The sequence below is a fragment of the Flavobacterium ovatum genome (genome assembly GCF_040703125.1).
GTDB classification, from domain to species: domain Bacteria; phylum Bacteroidota; class Bacteroidia; order Flavobacteriales; family Flavobacteriaceae; genus Flavobacterium; species Flavobacterium ovatum.
In genome coordinates this window covers 114165-131815 of sequence record NZ_CP160035.1, presented here as the reverse complement: position 1 = coordinate 131815, position 17651 = coordinate 114165, and the positions used below count along the sequence as shown (strand labels likewise).

At 41.0% G+C, this 17651-nt stretch carries 7 protein-coding genes, 4 tRNA genes, 6 rRNA genes and 1 pseudogene; 10 read left to right on the top strand and 8 right to left on the bottom strand.

Going from position 1 to position 17651, the window contains the following annotated elements; translation table 11 throughout:
* Window positions 1–944: 944 nt before the first annotated feature.
* The 5 genes from ABZP37_RS00515 to rrf (ABZP37_RS00495) all read left to right on the top strand — a co-directional run bounded on the left by ABZP37_RS00515 (window position 945) and on the right by rrf (ABZP37_RS00495) (window position 6216).
* Window positions 945–2458: ribosomal RNA gene (locus ABZP37_RS00515) — 16S ribosomal RNA — on the top strand.
* Between the two features lie 221 nt (window positions 2459–2679).
* Window positions 2680–2753 (top strand) — tRNA-Ile (locus ABZP37_RS00510).
* 128 nt (window positions 2754–2881) lie between these two features.
* A tRNA-Ala gene (locus tag ABZP37_RS00505) sits at window positions 2882–2955 on the top strand.
* Window positions 2956–3091: 136 nt separating this feature from the next.
* Window positions 3092–5977, top strand: a 23S ribosomal RNA gene (locus ABZP37_RS00500).
* Window positions 5978–6106: 129 nt separating this feature from the next.
* Window positions 6107–6216, top strand: a 5S ribosomal RNA gene (rrf, locus tag ABZP37_RS00495).
* Together the 16S, 23S and 5S rRNA genes with 2 tRNA genes alongside form the textbook arrangement of a ribosomal RNA operon.
* 166 nt (window positions 6217–6382) lie before the next feature.
* On the opposite strand, the gene ABZP37_RS00490 is transcribed toward rrf (ABZP37_RS00495), so the two are convergent.
* From ABZP37_RS00490 to ABZP37_RS00465, 6 genes are all read right to left on the bottom strand, one after another.
* Window positions 6383–6895, bottom strand: a complete 513-nt coding sequence (locus tag ABZP37_RS00490; protein WP_366184737.1) for a transposase — start codon at window positions 6893–6895, stop codon at window positions 6383–6385.
* An 18-nt stretch (window positions 6896–6913) separates the two neighbouring features.
* Window positions 6914–7159 (bottom strand): transposase, encoded by a 246-nt coding sequence (locus ABZP37_RS00485; protein WP_366187448.1) that lies wholly within the window; start codon window positions 7157–7159, stop codon window positions 6914–6916.
* A complete protein-coding gene (locus ABZP37_RS00480) occupies window positions 7086–7448 on the bottom strand; it encodes a transposase (protein ID WP_366187446.1) in 363 nt (120 codons plus the stop codon). Before ABZP37_RS00480 ends, ABZP37_RS00485 begins: the two co-directional genes overlap by 74 nt.
* A 287-nt stretch (window positions 7449–7735) precedes the next feature.
* A complete protein-coding gene (locus ABZP37_RS00475; protein ID WP_366187444.1) occupies window positions 7736–8731 on the bottom strand; it encodes an IS4 family transposase in 996 nt (331 codons plus the stop codon).
* A gap of 41 nt (window positions 8732–8772) precedes the next feature.
* Window positions 8773–9129 (bottom strand): transposase DNA-binding-containing protein, encoded by a 357-nt coding sequence (locus ABZP37_RS00470; RefSeq protein WP_366184736.1) that lies wholly within the window; start codon window positions 9127–9129, stop codon window positions 8773–8775.
* On the bottom strand, window positions 9122–9463 hold the full coding sequence (locus ABZP37_RS00465; protein ID WP_366184734.1) for a transposase: 342 nt from the start codon (window positions 9461–9463) through the stop codon (window positions 9122–9124). The genes ABZP37_RS00470 and ABZP37_RS00465 overlap by 8 nt, the downstream gene beginning before the upstream one ends.
* A gap of 1254 nt (window positions 9464–10717) precedes the next feature.
* Between ABZP37_RS00465 and ABZP37_RS00460 the strand changes: the two genes are divergently transcribed.
* The 5 genes from ABZP37_RS00460 (at window position 10718) to rrf (ABZP37_RS00440) (ending at window position 15989) form a co-directional block, all read left to right on the top strand.
* Window positions 10718–12231: ribosomal RNA gene (locus tag ABZP37_RS00460) — 16S ribosomal RNA — on the top strand.
* 221 nt (window positions 12232–12452) lie between these two features.
* Window positions 12453–12526, top strand: a tRNA-Ile gene (locus ABZP37_RS00455).
* Window positions 12527–12654: 128 nt separating this feature from the next.
* Window positions 12655–12728: transfer RNA gene (locus tag ABZP37_RS00450), tRNA-Ala, on the top strand.
* Window positions 12729–12864: 136 nt separating this feature from the next.
* Window positions 12865–15750, top strand: a 23S ribosomal RNA gene (locus ABZP37_RS00445).
* A 129-nt stretch (window positions 15751–15879) separates the two neighbouring features.
* Window positions 15880–15989 (top strand): 5S ribosomal RNA (gene rrf / locus ABZP37_RS00440).
* 205 nt (window positions 15990–16194) lie between these two features.
* Here the strand turns inward: rrf (ABZP37_RS00440) and ABZP37_RS00435 are convergent.
* Both ABZP37_RS00435 and ABZP37_RS00430 read right to left on the bottom strand, forming a co-directional pair.
* Window positions 16195–17139: pseudogene (locus ABZP37_RS00435) on the bottom strand (transposase); the annotation flags it as partial.
* Between the two features lie 19 nt (window positions 17140–17158).
* On the bottom strand, window positions 17159–17515 hold the full coding sequence (locus tag ABZP37_RS00430) for a transposase (protein WP_366182372.1): 357 nt from the start codon (window positions 17513–17515) through the stop codon (window positions 17159–17161).
* Window positions 17516–17651: the final 136 nt, after the last annotated feature.

Below are 17651 nucleotides of genomic sequence, written 5' to 3'. Positions count from 1 at the left end.
TCAATTCAGTGCTCCAGACAAAGAATGTTTGAATATCGTCTGTCTTTAGCCAGATGATTATAATAGGTGAAGAAGGGGCTTTAGCCGAAAATCATCTCCTACCTATATATAGATAAGTAAATTGGACAAGAGAAAATGCCTTTAGCTATCAACACTGGACTTGATAATAGGTAAAAAAGCCAACAAACCCAATCAAAACGTTTCGAAACGCTAGCTTCAAGATAAGAAATAACCATTTCGAAGTCCTGAGCCACCCATTATAAGGAACAAAACCCCCGAAAACAAGAATAGAGTAGTAGCCAATCACCACAAAACCCCCAAACAAAAGAATAGAGTAGGCCTTGGTTACCATAAAACCACGGAAAAATAACTCCAAATTCCCACAAACCTAAAAAACCACAAAACTCAAACCCCGCTTTTTCAGTCTATTAAAAAAAAGATTAAAAAAAGGTTATTAAAAAGTATTGATTAACGGTAGAGACTCACTACTTTTGCACCCGCAACAACGATTACGTTCACTGACAGACTGACAAGCAAATGATATATAAAGAAGAAAATTTCTTCAAAAAAAATATCAAATAAAGCTTGTGAGATTAGAATTTACGTTTTACATTTGCACCCCGCAAAACACGGAAAGTTCCTTGAGATACTGGTAAGAAAGAATAAAGAAATTAGGATTTAAATTCTAAAAAAAAACTTTAAATTTTTCTTGCGAGAAACAAAAGAGTTTTTTACTTTTGCACCCGCTTCGAGAAACATGTTTAACATGACAACGAAACGACAAACAAGATAAGAATACGTTCCTAGACATATTGAATTGACAGCCGCTTTAACAGAGATGTTAGAGCACAAGAATAAGAGTAATAGAATCGATAGATTCGAATAATAACCGATAGAAACTGAGTCGACAATTAATAGTTTGAATTTATTCAAACGCACAATATACGATGAAGAGTTTGATCCTGGCTCAGGATGAACGCTAGCGGCAGGCTTAACACATGCAAGTCGAGGGGTATAGGTTTTCGGACCTAGAGACCGGCGCACGGGTGCGTAACGCGTATGCAATCTACCTTTCACAGAGGGATAGCCCAGAGAAATTTGGATTAATACCTCATAGTATAATGACTCGGCATCGAGACATTATTAAAGTCACAACGGTGAAAGATGAGCATGCGTCCCATTAGTTAGTTGGTAAGGTAACGGCTTACCAAGACTACGATGGGTAGGGGTCCTGAGAGGGAGATCCCCCACACTGGTACTGAGACACGGACCAGACTCCTACGGGAGGCAGCAGTGAGGAATATTGGACAATGGGCGCAAGCCTGATCCAGCCATGCCGCGTGCAGGATGAAGCATCTATGGTGTGTAAACTGCTTTTGTACGAGAAGAAACACTAGTTCGTGAACTAGCTTGACGGTATCGTAAGAATAAGGACCGGCTAACTCCGTGCCAGCAGCCGCGGTAATACGGAGGGTCCAAGCGTTATCCGGAATCATTGGGTTTAAAGGGTCCGTAGGCGGCCTTATAAGTCAGTGGTGAAATCTCCCGGCTCAACCGGGAAATGGCCATTGATACTGTAGGGCTTGAATTATTAGGAAGTAACTAGAATATGTAGTGTAGCGGTGAAATGCTTAGAGATTACATGGAATACCAATTGCGAAGGCAGGTTACTACTAATATATTGACGCTGATGGACGAAAGCGTGGGTAGCGAACAGGATTAGATACCCTGGTAGTCCACGCCGTAAACGATGGATACTAGCTGTTGGAAGCAATTTCAGTGGCTAAGCGAAAGTGATAAGTATCCCACCTGGGGAGTACGAACGCAAGTTTGAAACTCAAAGGAATTGACGGGGGCCCGCACAAGCGGTGGAGCATGTGGTTTAATTCGATGATACGCGAGGAACCTTACCAAGGCTTAAATGTAGATTGACCGGTTTGGAAACAGACTTTTCGCAAGACAATTTACAAGGTGCTGCATGGTTGTCGTCAGCTCGTGCCGTGAGGTGTCAGGTTAAGTCCTATAACGAGCGCAACCCCTGTTGTTAGTTGCCAGCGAGTCATGTCGGGAACTCTAACAAGACTGCCAGTGTAAACTGTGAGGAAGGTGGGGATGACGTCAAATCATCACGGCCCTTACGCCTTGGGCTACACACGTGCTACAATGGACGGTACAGAGAGCAGCCACTATGCAAATAGGAGCGAATCTACAAAACCGTTCTCAGTTCGGATCGGAGTCTGCAACTCGACTCCGTGAAGCTGGAATCGCTAGTAATCGGATATCAGCCATGATCCGGTGAATACGTTCCCGGGCCTTGTACACACCGCCCGTCAAGCCATGGAAGCTGGGGGTGCCTGAAGTCGGTGACCGCAAGGAGCTGCCTAGGGTAAAACTGGTAACTAGGGCTAAGTCGTAACAAGGTAGCCGTACCGGAAGGTGCGGCTGGAACACCTCCTTTCTAGAGCCTTAGTGTTAGCTTATTTATAAGCACGGTAGGGAAAAAGACGAAGAATCTAAAGGATTTAGAATATTAAGAATTTATTACTCTTGCTGTTAATTTAAAAAAATTGAATAAAATTTAAGTTAAAGATAAACGATTTAAGATTGTTGATTAACGATTTTTGATTTCAGATTTAGATCTGCAATCGTTAATTTAAAATCATAAATCCCAAATCACCTTGTCTCGTAGCTCAGCTGGTTAGAGTACTACACTGATAATGTAGGGGTCGACAGTTCGAGTCTGTCCGAGACAACTAATTTAAAGTTATAAGTTATTAAATATAATTTATAAGTTTAAAAAAACTTAAAGGAAATTTTAGAAGTTGAGAATGTATGAGATATGAATTCATAACTCAAAACTAATAACTCATACTTAAAAAATGGGGAATTAGCTCAGCTGGCTAGAGCACCTGCCTTGCACGCAGGGGGTCAACGGTTCGACTCCGTTATTCTCCACTATCTATCTACGAAAGTAGAAAGAAAAAGTTCATTGACATATTGAGATAAGAAAAATATTAAAAGTAGAAAGCGTTTTTTACTAGTAATAGTAAAGAACAAACAAAAACGGTCTTAATTAATTTTAAGATTGGTACAATAAGCAAAATAAGGGCGTATGGGGGATGCCTTGGCTCTCAGAGGCGATGAAAGGCGTGATAAGCTGCGAAAAGCTACGGGGACGGGCACACACCGATTGATCCGTAGATACCTGAATGGGGCAACCCACTAGATTGAAGATCTAGTACACCGATAGGTGGGCAAACCCGCTGAACTGAAACATCTAAGTAGGCGGAGGAGAAGAAAACAAAAGTGATTCCGTAAGTAGTGGCGAGCGAACGCGGATTAGCCCAAACCAATGTTGTTACGGCAATGTTGGGGTTGTAGGACCACGACATTTTATGTATGAAGAATTAGAATTTACTGGAAAGTAAAGCCAAAGAAGGTGATAGCCCTGTATAAGTAATGAATATAATAGATAGTGGTATCCTGAGTAGGGCGGGACACGAGAAATCCTGTCTGAATTTGGCGGGACCATCCGCTAAGGCTAAATACTCCTGAGAGACCGATAGTGAACCAGTACCGTGAGGGAAAGGTGAAAAGAACCGTGAATAACGGAGTGAAATAGATCCTGAAACCATACGCTTACAAGCGGTCGGAGCCCTTTCGTGGGGTGACGGCGTGCCTTTTGCATAATGAGCCTACGAGTTAACGTTGCTGGCAAGGATAAGTGGTTAAGCCACGGATCCGTAGCGAAAGCGAGTCTGAATAGGGCGCTTTAGTCAGTAGTGTTAGACGCGAAACCGTGTGATCTACCCATGGACAGGTTGAAGCTTTGTTAACCCAAAGTGGAGGACCGAACCCGTTGACGTTGAAAAGTCTTGGGATGATCTGTGGGTAGGGGTGAAAGGCCAATCAAACTCGGAAATAGCTCGTACTCCCCGAAATGCATTTAGGTGCAGCGTTAGTTATAAAGTTATATAGAGGTAGAGCTACTGATTGGATGCGGGGGCTTCACCGCCTACCAATTCCTGACAAACTCCGAATGCTATATAATGTTCACTAACAGTGAGGGCTTGGGTGCTAAGGTCCAAGTCCGAGAGGGAAAGAACCCAGACCATCAGCTAAGGTCCCCAAATATATACTAAGTTGAAAGAACGAGGTTTGTCTGCATAGACAGCTAGGATGTTGGCTTGGAAGCAGCCATTCATTTAAAGAGTGCGTAACAGCTCACTAGTCGAGCGGACGAGCATGGATAATAATCGGGCATAAGTATATTACCGAAGCTATGGATTTACAATTTATTGTAAGTGGTAGGGGAGCATTCTAACAGGGTTGAAGGTGTATCGTAAGGTATGCTGGACTAGTTAGAAAAGAAAATGTAGGCATAAGTAACGATAATGCGGGCGAGAAACCCGCACACCGAAAGACTAAGGTTTCCACAGCTATGCTAATCAGCTGTGGGTTAGTCGGGACCTAAGGCGAACCCGAAAGGGACAGTCGATGGACAACGGGTTAATATTCCCGTACTACTGTTAACTGTGATGGGGTGACGGAGTGATGAAAGTGCCGCGAACTGACGGAATAGTTCGTTGAAGTACCTACCTATAAGCTGCGCAGGCAAATCCACGCGGCTTGGGGAAATACGATAGTACTCGGCGTCTTCGGACAAAGAGATAGTGCACCTAAGGGCTTCCAAGAAAAACCTCTAAACTTCAGGTTAATAGTACCCGTACCGCAAACCGACACAGGTAGTCGAGATGAGAATTCTAAGGTGCTCGAGAGATTCATGGCTAAGGAATTAGGCAAAATAGACCCGTAACTTCGGGAGAAGGGTCGCCAGCAGCAATGCTGGCCGCAGTGAAGAGGTCCAGGCGACTGTTTATCAAAAACACAGGGCTCTGCAAAATCGTAAGATGAAGTATAGGGCCTGACACCTGCCCGGTGCTGGAAGGTTAAGTGGAGATGTTATTCGCAAGAAGAAGCATTGAAATGAAGCCCCAGTAAACGGCGGCCGTAACTATAACGGTCCTAAGGTAGCGAAATTCCTTGTCGGGTAAGTTCCGACCTGCACGAATGGTGTAACGATCTGGACACTGTCTCAGCCATGAGCTCGGTGAAATTGTAGTAACGGTGAAGATGCCGTTTACCCGCAGTGGGACGAAAAGACCCTGTGCACCTTTACTATAGCTTAGTATTGACTTTGGACAAATGATGTGTAGGATAGGTTGGAGACTGTGAAGTGGCGTCGCTAGGCGTTGTGGAGTCATTGTTGAAATACAACCCTTTGTTTGTCTGAAGCCTAACTCCGCTATGCGGAGGACATTGCTTGGTGGGTAGTTTGACTGGGGTGGTCGCCTCCAAAAGAGTAACGGAGGCTTCTAAAGGTTCCCTCAGTACGCTTGGTAACCGTGCGTAGAGTGCAATGGCATAAGGGAGCTTGACTGAGAGACATACAGGTCGATCAGGTACGAAAGTAGAGCATAGTGATCCGGTGGTTCCGCATGGAAGGGCCATCGCTCAAAGGATAAAAGGTACGCCGGGGATAACAGGCTGATCTCCCCCAAGAGCTCATATCGACGGGGGGGTTTGGCACCTCGATGTCGGCTCGTCACATCCTGGGGCTGGAGAAGGTCCCAAGGGTTGGGCTGTTCGCCCATTAAAGTGGCACGCGAGCTGGGTTCAGAACGTCGTGAGACAGTTCGGTCTCTATCTACTGTGGGCGCAAGAAATTTGAATGGATCTGATTCTAGTACGAGAGGACCGAATTGGACAAACCTCTAGTGTATCTGTTGTCACGCCAGTGGCACCGCAGAGTAGCTACGTTTGGAAGGGATAAGCGCTGAAAGCATATAAGCGCGAAACCCACCATAAGATGAGATTTCTTTTAAGGATCGTGGGAGATGACCACGTTGATAGGCTATAGATGTAAAGGCAGTAATGTCATAGTCGAGTAGTACTAATAATCCGTAAGCTTATGTACACCCTTTCCAGTGCACGAAAGTGCACTGGGGAAACTTTCTAATAAATACTTTTTTCTTTATCTCAGTATGTTAAGATATTATGTAATGTTGATTAGCTAAAAGCTAGTTTACCCATTGCAAAACGACCTTAAGGTGGTTATTGCGGCGGGGCTCACCTCTTCCCATCCCGAACAGAGTAGTTAAGCCCGCCTGCGCAGATGGTACTGCAGTTATGTGGGAGAGTATGTCGTCGCCTTTCTTTATCCTGAATTTATTTCAGGATCTTTAAAAACCCTTATCCTAATCGGATAAGGGTTTTTTGCTTTATATCTGTTTTGATAAAAAACGAAGGCTTGTTGAGGAGATTATTTTAGTGGTTGGTGCACGATCATAACGAAAACCGGATGAAGAACAAAAGTTGGGGATTAGGCAAATAATTTAGTTAATCTAAAGAGAAAGAAATCCACTTTTCGTACTCCTCTAAATTGATTTCTGAATGCTTTTATTTTAGCATTAAAAGATTCTGCCGAAGCATTTGTACTTCTATTATCAAAGTAGTTTAAAATCGAATCATAGTTAATTTTAATAGTATTCATAATCTCTTTTAAAAAATCCGCAAACTCTTGAGTCACGCGGGTTCCTTGTGCTATAATATTCCAATCACGTTGAATTATTGCTTGAGATTCTTTATCTGTCCATCTTCGTCGTTTAATATATAAATAAACCAATTTACCTCTCAAAGGGAAATCTTGGATGGTGATCTCGTTTAAGAATCCTTTAGAGACTAGTTGACGATTGTTAAACTCTTTGGGAGGAGTATTTTTCTCTTCAAAAAACAAGTGCATTTTCTCTTGTTCGATTTTAGTACTTACTAAATCAAAGTGTTCTACTATTAATTCAGGAAGTATGAGTTTTAATAGTTCTATGTAATTTTCCAAAGCTTGATTTTTTTGGCGCTAAGTTATGAAATCTTCGATTCCTCCCCAACATTTGAGATTGACCCTTAAATTGTATACTTTTAAAATGTCGGGATATAATTCAAATAATAAAGCGGCACGTTGCGTTTGGTTTTGAGTCCATCTTGATTTGTTTTTGTGTAAGAAATAACGACTTCTGGCTAGTAATTGCTTAAGTGCATCTCGATTTGAAAGTATTTGAGATTCGAAATTTGCTTTGTCTTTTTTTTGCTTTTTCAATAGCATCATTTTCTTGATAGATAGCTGTCCAACGATATTTAATCCTGATTTCCTGTAAAGCCTCTGTAGCTAGTTTTTGAACATGAAATCGATCAGTAACACGAGTTACATTAGGAAAATATTTTTTGGCAATCAAATTCATATTTCCTGCCATGTCTAAAGTTATTTCCTGAACTAGATTTCGTTGTTTAAGAGCAATTTTCTCTACAACTGCAATAACTGTATCGGCTTTAGTTCCTGCAATCATAGCTACAATAGTTGCCTTTCTTCCTTTTCGAGATTTGTTAGTTACAATAGTATAGAGTTCGCCATTTGAAAGGGAGGTTTCGTCTATTGACAGGTTCTTTCCAATGTTTTTCGGAAAAACAAGCCATTTTTTAGCATGTTTTATTTGATCCCAAGCTTTAAAATCACTTAAAAAGTCTTTGTATTGGCATTGGAGGTTTCTACCAGAAACTCCATAGAAAGAAGCAATAGTGTTACAATCATTTGGACTAGAATCTATTGATCTCTTTTAAAAAAGACGCAAACTCCTGTGTTACACGAGTTCCGTCTGCTACTAAATTCCTCCCGATAGCTATCCTATCGTGTGGACACATTTCTGCAAATGGTCCATTCATCCATTGCATCTTTAAAATGTTTCAGACCAATCCATAATGTTGTAATCCCTGGATGTCTTTTGCTTTCATAGCCTTTCCAACCGCCAAGTCTAGCAATGCCCCATACGTATCGTTTTAAATCTTTTTGTTTATATGGGTTTTTCTGCTTCTCTGTTTTACCTTCTAAATGTTTTATTTGATGTTCTAAAAACTCTTCTTCCTCTTCTGTAAAACAACTGTTAGAACTTATTTCTAATTCTGGCTCAGCATATGCAAGTCGCATTAAAAATAGTTTGATAACCACTTCCATAATCAGTAAACTCAATTTTCTTACTGACCAAGCGTATTCTAATTCAGATGCTTCAATGTTAAAACCTTCTTTTTTTAGAATCTTAAAAACCTCTTCGATTGTCCATCTCCAACTACACCATTCTATGCAGTTTTTGGCAATTTCAACATTCTCGACATGCATGGTGGTTAGAAGCCTCCAGCATATTTTATCCTTTGCGTTATATCCGGTTTCGGAAGCTTCAATAAAGTATAATTTTAAACTTGGAGCTATGGTTTTACTTGCATTTGTTGGTCTTTTTAATTCAACTTCTTTGTACCTAATTTCAATGGTAGCATTTCGTTTCTTTCTTTTGGTTTGAGCACAGGCATCAATTTTAATTTGATAAGAACCTTGTACGGGTTCAGTAGCTACACTGCTAAATAAATTGGACTTGTCCTTTAATTTTCTGTCTGTTCTAGCTCTTACTAGAAGTTCTGTTGTGTCATCTGGAATTGTGGCAAACTGTTCGTAAATATCACCTTCTCTATCTTGCGCTATAACCATCGCAGGTACAACATCTTTTAGGGAATTTTGAGTGTTTTTAGACACCTCAAGCCATTTGTATGATTCTTTTTCTTCAATTGGTAATCTGTTATATCCTCTTTCAAATTTTGAACTAAACTTCAACGGCCTATTCCAAACTTTTATAGAAGCTTATCCGTAAGGAGTGCCATTTTGAGCATCAAAAACTAAGCTCGGGTTAAGAAAAAACCTAAACCTTGACTGTTTTTTGCATTGGTAGTTCCAATGAAGTCATCCTTATTTATCCTTCTGCTATGACTACTTAAATTTATTTCAGTAGTATCATGTATACAAACAACAAATTTGCCAGCGCAAGCTTTTCTGCAATTTGAAGACATATTTACAATAATATCATCTTCACTTACTCGTTCATTTTGTAAAAAACGATACATCCCTTTAGCGTCAGAATCCGTTGCGCTAAGCTGTCTTATCGAATGAATGCCCTTTCTAAATAAATCAGATAAAATCTTATTACCTCGATACAACAATCGCAAGTCATCTAAATCACTAAAATCTCTACCCATCTTTTTTAAGTAAAAATAATAAAAAGATGTGTCCACACGATAGGATAGCTATCGGGACTAAAACAATTTCCCCAGTGTCTTCATTAAGCCATCTTCTACGAGTGATATGAAGATATATTTTATGACCGCGGATAGGGAAATCCTGGACTGTTATTTCATCGAAGAATCCTTTTGAACTTAATTTGTTTTGACGATATTCTTTTGGTAGTGAATTAATCTCTTTTAAATATAAATTTAAAACTTCATCTTCTTTTTTATAAGAAGTCAATTCGAAATATTCGACAATAATTGCAGGTAAAAGTATCTTGATATTTTCTCTGTAGAAATCTTGCATTTCTATCTAATTTTAAAAATACAAATATCTCCTTTTTAATATTTCCCCACAACAATATGACTTGATCCGTTTTTTCTACGTTGTTATATGTCCGATTTTTTGTTAATTATATATGAAGTAGATCCTGATGTTTCTTTTTAGGAGCAGGTAGACTAGTTTTTATCAGTTAGCATTCCCGCTATTCGCTATAGGTGTTGTTATGCTATCGCAACACAACAAGGTGCCGCTGCTATAGGGGCTACTAGTGAGGATTGGGCATTTCTAGAAACATAGTGTTGGGTTATGGGGCGTAATATATAAGTTGTGTGTTATTAGATCTAATCAAAGAGCACTAATCAAAGCAATAAAGCTTGATTTAAGAATGCAGATAAATAGTGTTTGAATTGCGTCTGGCTTTAGCCAGATGATTATAGTAACTAGAGAATGGGCTTTAGCCTAAAATCAACTCCTACTTATATATAGATGTGTAAATCGGACAAGGGAAAATGCTTTTAGCAATCATATTGGTCTTGATTATTGGTAGAAAAGATAATAATTACAATCAAAGTGTTCTGCGGTTCTGGAAATAAAACCACAAGAAGCCAATTCAAACTTTGAAGCCACGACTTATAAAGAACAAAACCCCCGAGAACAAGAATAGAGTAGTATTCAATATCCACAAAACACCCTGCGTAATAATTCCAAAATCCTACAAACCTAAAAAACCACAAATCCCAAACCCCGCTTTTTCAGTCTATTAAAAAAAAGATTAAAAAAAGGCGTTTAAAAAGTATTGTTTAAGGGGGAAGACTCTGTACTTTTGCACCCGCAACAACGAATATGTTCACTGACACACTGGCAAGGATTACGAGATATAAAGGGGAAGAAATTCTTCAAAAAAAAATATCAAATAAAGCTTGTGAGGTTAAAGGAAACGAATTACATTTGCACCCCGCAAAACGATGAAAGTTCCTTGAGATACTGGTAAGAAAGAATAAAGAAATTAGGATTTAAATTCTAAAAAAAACTTTAAATTTTTCTTGCGAGAAACAAAAGAGTTTTTTACTTTTGCACCCGCTTCGAGAAACATGTTTAACATGACAACGAAACGACAAACAAGATAAGAATACGTTCCTAGACATATTGAATTGACAGCCGCTTTAACAGAGATGTTAGAGCACAAGAATAAGAGTAATAGAATCGATAGATTCGAATAATAACCGATAGAAACTGAGTCGACAATTAATAGTTTGAATTTATTCAAACGCACAATATACGATGAAGAGTTTGATCCTGGCTCAGGATGAACGCTAGCGGCAGGCTTAACACATGCAAGTCGAGGGGTATAGGTTTTCGGACCTAGAGACCGGCGCACGGGTGCGTAACGCGTATGCAATCTACCTTTCACAGAGGGATAGCCCAGAGAAATTTGGATTAATACCTCATAGTATAATGACTCGGCATCGAGACATTATTAAAGTCACAACGGTGAAAGATGAGCATGCGTCCCATTAGTTAGTTGGTAAGGTAACGGCTTACCAAGACTACGATGGGTAGGGGTCCTGAGAGGGAGATCCCCCACACTGGTACTGAGACACGGACCAGACTCCTACGGGAGGCAGCAGTGAGGAATATTGGACAATGGGCGCAAGCCTGATCCAGCCATGCCGCGTGCAGGATGAAGCATCTATGGTGTGTAAACTGCTTTTGTACGAGAAGAAACACTAGTTCGTGAACTAGCTTGACGGTATCGTAAGAATAAGGACCGGCTAACTCCGTGCCAGCAGCCGCGGTAATACGGAGGGTCCAAGCGTTATCCGGAATCATTGGGTTTAAAGGGTCCGTAGGCGGCCTTATAAGTCAGTGGTGAAATCTCCCGGCTCAACCGGGAAATGGCCATTGATACTGTAGGGCTTGAATTATTAGGAAGTAACTAGAATATGTAGTGTAGCGGTGAAATGCTTAGAGATTACATGGAATACCAATTGCGAAGGCAGGTTACTACTAATATATTGACGCTGATGGACGAAAGCGTGGGTAGCGAACAGGATTAGATACCCTGGTAGTCCACGCCGTAAACGATGGATACTAGCTGTTGGAAGCAATTTCAGTGGCTAAGCGAAAGTGATAAGTATCCCACCTGGGGAGTACGAACGCAAGTTTGAAACTCAAAGGAATTGACGGGGGCCCGCACAAGCGGTGGAGCATGTGGTTTAATTCGATGATACGCGAGGAACCTTACCAAGGCTTAAATGTAGATTGACCGGTTTGGAAACAGACTTTTCGCAAGACAATTTACAAGGTGCTGCATGGTTGTCGTCAGCTCGTGCCGTGAGGTGTCAGGTTAAGTCCTATAACGAGCGCAACCCCTGTTGTTAGTTGCCAGCGAGTCATGTCGGGAACTCTAACAAGACTGCCAGTGTAAACTGTGAGGAAGGTGGGGATGACGTCAAATCATCACGGCCCTTACGCCTTGGGCTACACACGTGCTACAATGGACGGTACAGAGAGCAGCCACTATGCAAATAGGAGCGAATCTACAAAACCGTTCTCAGTTCGGATCGGAGTCTGCAACTCGACTCCGTGAAGCTGGAATCGCTAGTAATCGGATATCAGCCATGATCCGGTGAATACGTTCCCGGGCCTTGTACACACCGCCCGTCAAGCCATGGAAGCTGGGGGTGCCTGAAGTCGGTGACCGCAAGGAGCTGCCTAGGGTAAAACTGGTAACTAGGGCTAAGTCGTAACAAGGTAGCCGTACCGGAAGGTGCGGCTGGAACACCTCCTTTCTAGAGCCTTAGTGTTAGCTTATTTATAAGCACGGTAGGGAAAAAGACGAAGAATCTAAAGGATTTAGAATATTAAGAATTTATTACTCTTGCTGTTAATTTAAAAAAATTGAATAAAATTTAAGTTAAAGATAAACGATTTAAGATTGTTGATTAACGATTTTTGATTTCAGATTTAGATCTGCAATCGTTAATTTAAAATCATAAATCCCAAATCACCTTGTCTCGTAGCTCAGCTGGTTAGAGTACTACACTGATAATGTAGGGGTCGACAGTTCGAGTCTGTCCGAGACAACTAATTTAAAGTTATAAGTTATTAAATATAATTTATAAGTTTAAAAAAACTTAAAGGAAATTTTAGAAGTTGAGAATGTATGAGATATGAATTCATAACTCAAAACTAATAACTCATACTTAAAAAATGGGGAATTAGCTCAGCTGGCTAGAGCACCTGCCTTGCACGCAGGGGGTCAACGGTTCGACTCCGTTATTCTCCACTATCTATCTACGAAAGTAGAAAGAAAAAGTTCATTGACATATTGAGATAAGAAAAATATTAAAAGTAGAAAGCGTTTTTTACTAGTAATAGTAAAGAACAAACAAAAACGGTCTTAATTAATTTTAAGATTGGTACAATAAGCAAAATAAGGGCGTATGGGGGATGCCTTGGCTCTCAGAGGCGATGAAAGGCGTGATAAGCTGCGAAAAGCTACGGGGACGGGCACACACCGATTGATCCGTAGATACCTGAATGGGGCAACCCACTAGATTGAAGATCTAGTACACCGATAGGTGGGCAAACCCGCTGAACTGAAACATCTAAGTAGGCGGAGGAGAAGAAAACAAAAGTGATTCCGTAAGTAGTGGCGAGCGAACGCGGATTAGCCCAAACCAATGTTGTTACGGCAATGTTGGGGTTGTAGGACCACGACATTTTATGTATGAAGAATTAGAATTTACTGGAAAGTAAAGCCAAAGAAGGTGATAGCCCTGTATAAGTAATGAATATAATAGATAGTGGTATCCTGAGTAGGGCGGGACACGAGAAATCCTGTCTGAATTTGGCGGGACCATCCGCTAAGGCTAAATACTCCTGAGAGACCGATAGTGAACCAGTACCGTGAGGGAAAGGTGAAAAGAACCGTGAATAACGGAGTGAAATAGATCCTGAAACCATACGCTTACAAGCGGTCGGAGCCCTTTCGTGGGGTGACGGCGTGCCTTTTGCATAATGAGCCTACGAGTTAACGTTGCTGGCAAGGATAAGTGGTTAAGCCACGGATCCGTAGCGAAAGCGAGTCTGAATAGGGCGCTTTAGTCAGTAGTGTTAGACGCGAAACCGTGTGATCTACCCATGGACAGGTTGAAGCTTTGTTAACCCAAAGTGGAGGACCGAACCCGTTGACGTTGAAAAGTCTTGGGATGATCTGTGGGTAGGGGTGAAAGGCCAATCAAACTCGGAAATAGCTCGTACTCCCCGAAATGCATTTAGGTGCAGCGTTAGTTATAAAGTTATATAGAGGTAGAGCTACTGATTGGATGCGGGGGCTTCACCGCCTACCAATTCCTGACAAACTCCGAATGCTATATAATGTTCACTAACAGTGAGGGCTTGGGTGCTAAGGTCCAAGTCCGAGAGGGAAAGAACCCAGACCATCAGCTAAGGTCCCCAAATATATACTAAGTTGAAAGAACGAGGTTTGTCTGCATAGACAGCTAGGATGTTGGCTTGGAAGCAGCCATTCATTTAAAGAGTGCGTAACAGCTCACTAGTCGAGCGGACGAGCATGGATAATAATCGGGCATAAGTATATTACCGAAGCTATGGATTTACAATTTATTGTAAGTGGTAGGGGAGCATTCTAACAGGGTTGAAGGTGTATCGTAAGGTATGCTGGACTAGTTAGAAAAGAAAATGTAGGCATAAGTAACGATAATGCGGGCGAGAAACCCGCACACCGAAAGACTAAGGTTTCCACAGCTATGCTAATCAGCTGTGGGTTAGTCGGGACCTAAGGCGAACCCGAAAGGGACAGTCGATGGACAACGGGTTAATATTCCCGTACTACTGTTAACTGTGATGGGGTGACGGAGTGATGAAAGTGCCGCGAACTGACGGAATAGTTCGTTGAAGTACCTACCTATAAGCTGCGCAGGCAAATCCACGCGGCTTGGGGAAATACGATAGTACTCGGCGTCTTCGGACAAAGAGATAGTGCACCTAAGGGCTTCCAAGAAAAACCTCTAAACTTCAGGTTAATAGTACCCGTACCGCAAACCGACACAGGTAGTCGAGATGAGAATTCTAAGGTGCTCGAGAGATTCATGGCTAAGGAATTAGGCAAAATAGACCCGTAACTTCGGGAGAAGGGTCGCCAGCAGCAATGCTGGCCGCAGTGAAGAGGTCCAGGCGACTGTTTATCAAAAACACAGGGCTCTGCAAAATCGTAAGATGAAGTATAGGGCCTGACACCTGCCCGGTGCTGGAAGGTTAAGTGGAGATGTTATTCGCAAGAAGAAGCATTGAAATGAAGCCCCAGTAAACGGCGGCCGTAACTATAACGGTCCTAAGGTAGCGAAATTCCTTGTCGGGTAAGTTCCGACCTGCACGAATGGTGTAACGATCTGGACACTGTCTCAGCCATGAGCTCGGTGAAATTGTAGTAACGGTGAAGATGCCGTTTACCCGCAGTGGGACGAAAAGACCCTGTGCACCTTTACTATAGCTTAGTATTGACTTTGGACAAATGATGTGTAGGATAGGTTGGAGACTGTGAAGTGGCGTCGCTAGGCGTTGTGGAGTCATTGTTGAAATACAACCCTTTGTTTGTCTGAAGCCTAACTCCGCTATGCGGAGGACATTGCTTGGTGGGTAGTTTGACTGGGGTGGTCGCCTCCAAAAGAGTAACGGAGGCTTCTAAAGGTTCCCTCAGTACGCTTGGTAACCGTGCGTAGAGTGCAATGGCATAAGGGAGCTTGACTGAGAGACATACAGGTCGATCAGGTACGAAAGTAGAGCATAGTGATCCGGTGGTTCCGCATGGAAGGGCCATCGCTCAAAGGATAAAAGGTACGCCGGGGATAACAGGCTGATCTCCCCCAAGAGCTCATATCGACGGGGGGGTTTGGCACCTCGATGTCGGCTCGTCACATCCTGGGGCTGGAGAAGGTCCCAAGGGTTGGGCTGTTCGCCCATTAAAGTGGCACGCGAGCTGGGTTCAGAACGTCGTGAGACAGTTCGGTCTCTATCTACTGTGGGCGCAAGAAATTTGAATGGATCTGATTCTAGTACGAGAGGACCGAATTGGACAAACCTCTAGTGTATCTGTTGTCACGCCAGTGGCACCGCAGAGTAGCTACGTTTGGAAGGGATAAGCGCTGAAAGCATATAAGCGCGAAACCCACCATAAGATGAGATTTCTTTTAAGGATCGTGGGAGATGACCACGTTGATAGGCTATAGATGTAAAGGCAGTAATGTCATAGTCGAGTAGTACTAATAATCCGTAAGCTTATGTACACCCTTTCCAGTGCACGAAAGTGCACTGGGGAAACTTTCTAATAAATACTTTTTTCTTTATCTCAGTATGTTAAGATATTATGTAATGTTGATTAGCTAAAAGCTAGTTTACCCATTGCAAAACGACCTTAAGGTGGTTATTGCGGCGGGGCTCACCTCTTCCCATCCCGAACAGAGTAGTTAAGCCCGCCTGCGCAGATGGTACTGCAGTTATGTGGGAGAGTATGTCGTCGCCTTTCTTTATCCTGAATTTATTTCAGGATCTTTAAAAACCCTTATCCTAATCGGATAAGGGTTTTTTGCTTTATATCTGTTTTGATAAAAAACGAAGGCTTGTTGGATCATAACGAAAACCTGTGGAGTGGAACAAATTAAGCATATATGAAGAAACATGTTATTTTTATGGATCATAACGAAAACCTGTGGAGTGGAACAAATTAAGCATATATTAGTTAGTCTAAACAGGAAGTATTCTATATTTCTAACTCCTCTGAATTTTGATCTGAATGCTTTTATTTTGGCATTGAATGATTCTGCAGAGGCATTAGTACTTCTATTGTCAAAATAATTTAATATGGTCTGATAATGATTTGTAATTGTACGAGAGATTGTGCCGAAAGATTTGAATCCGGATTGATCTACTTTTTCATGCCATTTGGCTAGTTTTGCAAACCCAATGATTTTGTCAGTTGTTTTTTCAAAGATAGTACGCAAATCTTGTGCTAAATCGTATGCTTTTAAAATGTCTGGATATAATTCAAACAATAAAGTGGCACGTTGCGTTTGGTTATGCGTCCATCTTGATTTGTTTTTGTATAAGAAATAACGACTTCTAGCGAGTAATTGCTTAAGTGTATCTCCATTTGAAAGTATTTGAGATTCGAAATTAGATTTGCTTTTTTTTGCTTTTTCAATAGCATTATTTTCTTGATCGATAGCTTCCCAACGATATTTAATCCTGATTTCCTGTAAAGCCTCTGTAGCTAGTTTTTGAACATGAAATCGATCTGTGACACGAGTTGCATTAGGAAAGCATTTTTTGGCAATCAAATTCATATTTCCCGCCATGTCTAAAGTTATTTCCTGAACTAGATTTCGTTGTTTAAGAGCGATTTTTTCTATAACTGCAATAACTGTATCGGCTTTAGTTCCTGCAATCATAGCTACAATAGTTCCCTTTCTCCCTTTTCCAGATTTGTTAGTTAAAATAGTATAGAGTTCGCCATTTGAAAGGGAGGTTTCATCTATTGACAGGTTCTTTCCAATGTTTTGCGGAAAAACAAGCCATTTTTTAGCATGTTTTATTTGATCCCAAGCTTTAAAATCACTTAAAAAGTCTTTGTATTGACATTGGAGGTTTCTACCAGAAACTCCATAGAAAGAAGCAATAGTATTACAATCATTTGGACTAGAATCTATTGATCTCTTTTAAAAAAGACGCAAACTCCTGTGTTACACGAGTTCCGTCTGCTACTAAATTCCAATCTCTAAAAACAACTTTACCAGTGTCTTCATTAAGCCATCTTCTACGAGTGATATGAAGATATACTTTATGACCGCGGATAGGGAAATCCTGGACTGTTATTTCATCGAAGAATCCTTTTGAACTTAATTTGTTTTGACGATATTCTTTTGGTAGTGAATTAATCTCTTTTAGATAAAGATGGAGTGCTTCATTTTCCTTTTTATAAGAAGTAAGTTCAAAATAGTTTATTATTATCTCAGGTAGTAATAATTTTAGGATCTCATTAAAAGAATCTTGCATTGGGAAAAGATTTTAAAATACAAATATCCTTATTTAAATATTTCCCCACAACTTTTTGTCTTGATCCATTTTTATTTAATAAAAAACTTCGTGTCTTTCTGTATGAAAAAAAATCTTCTTATCTTTTCGTCTAAGT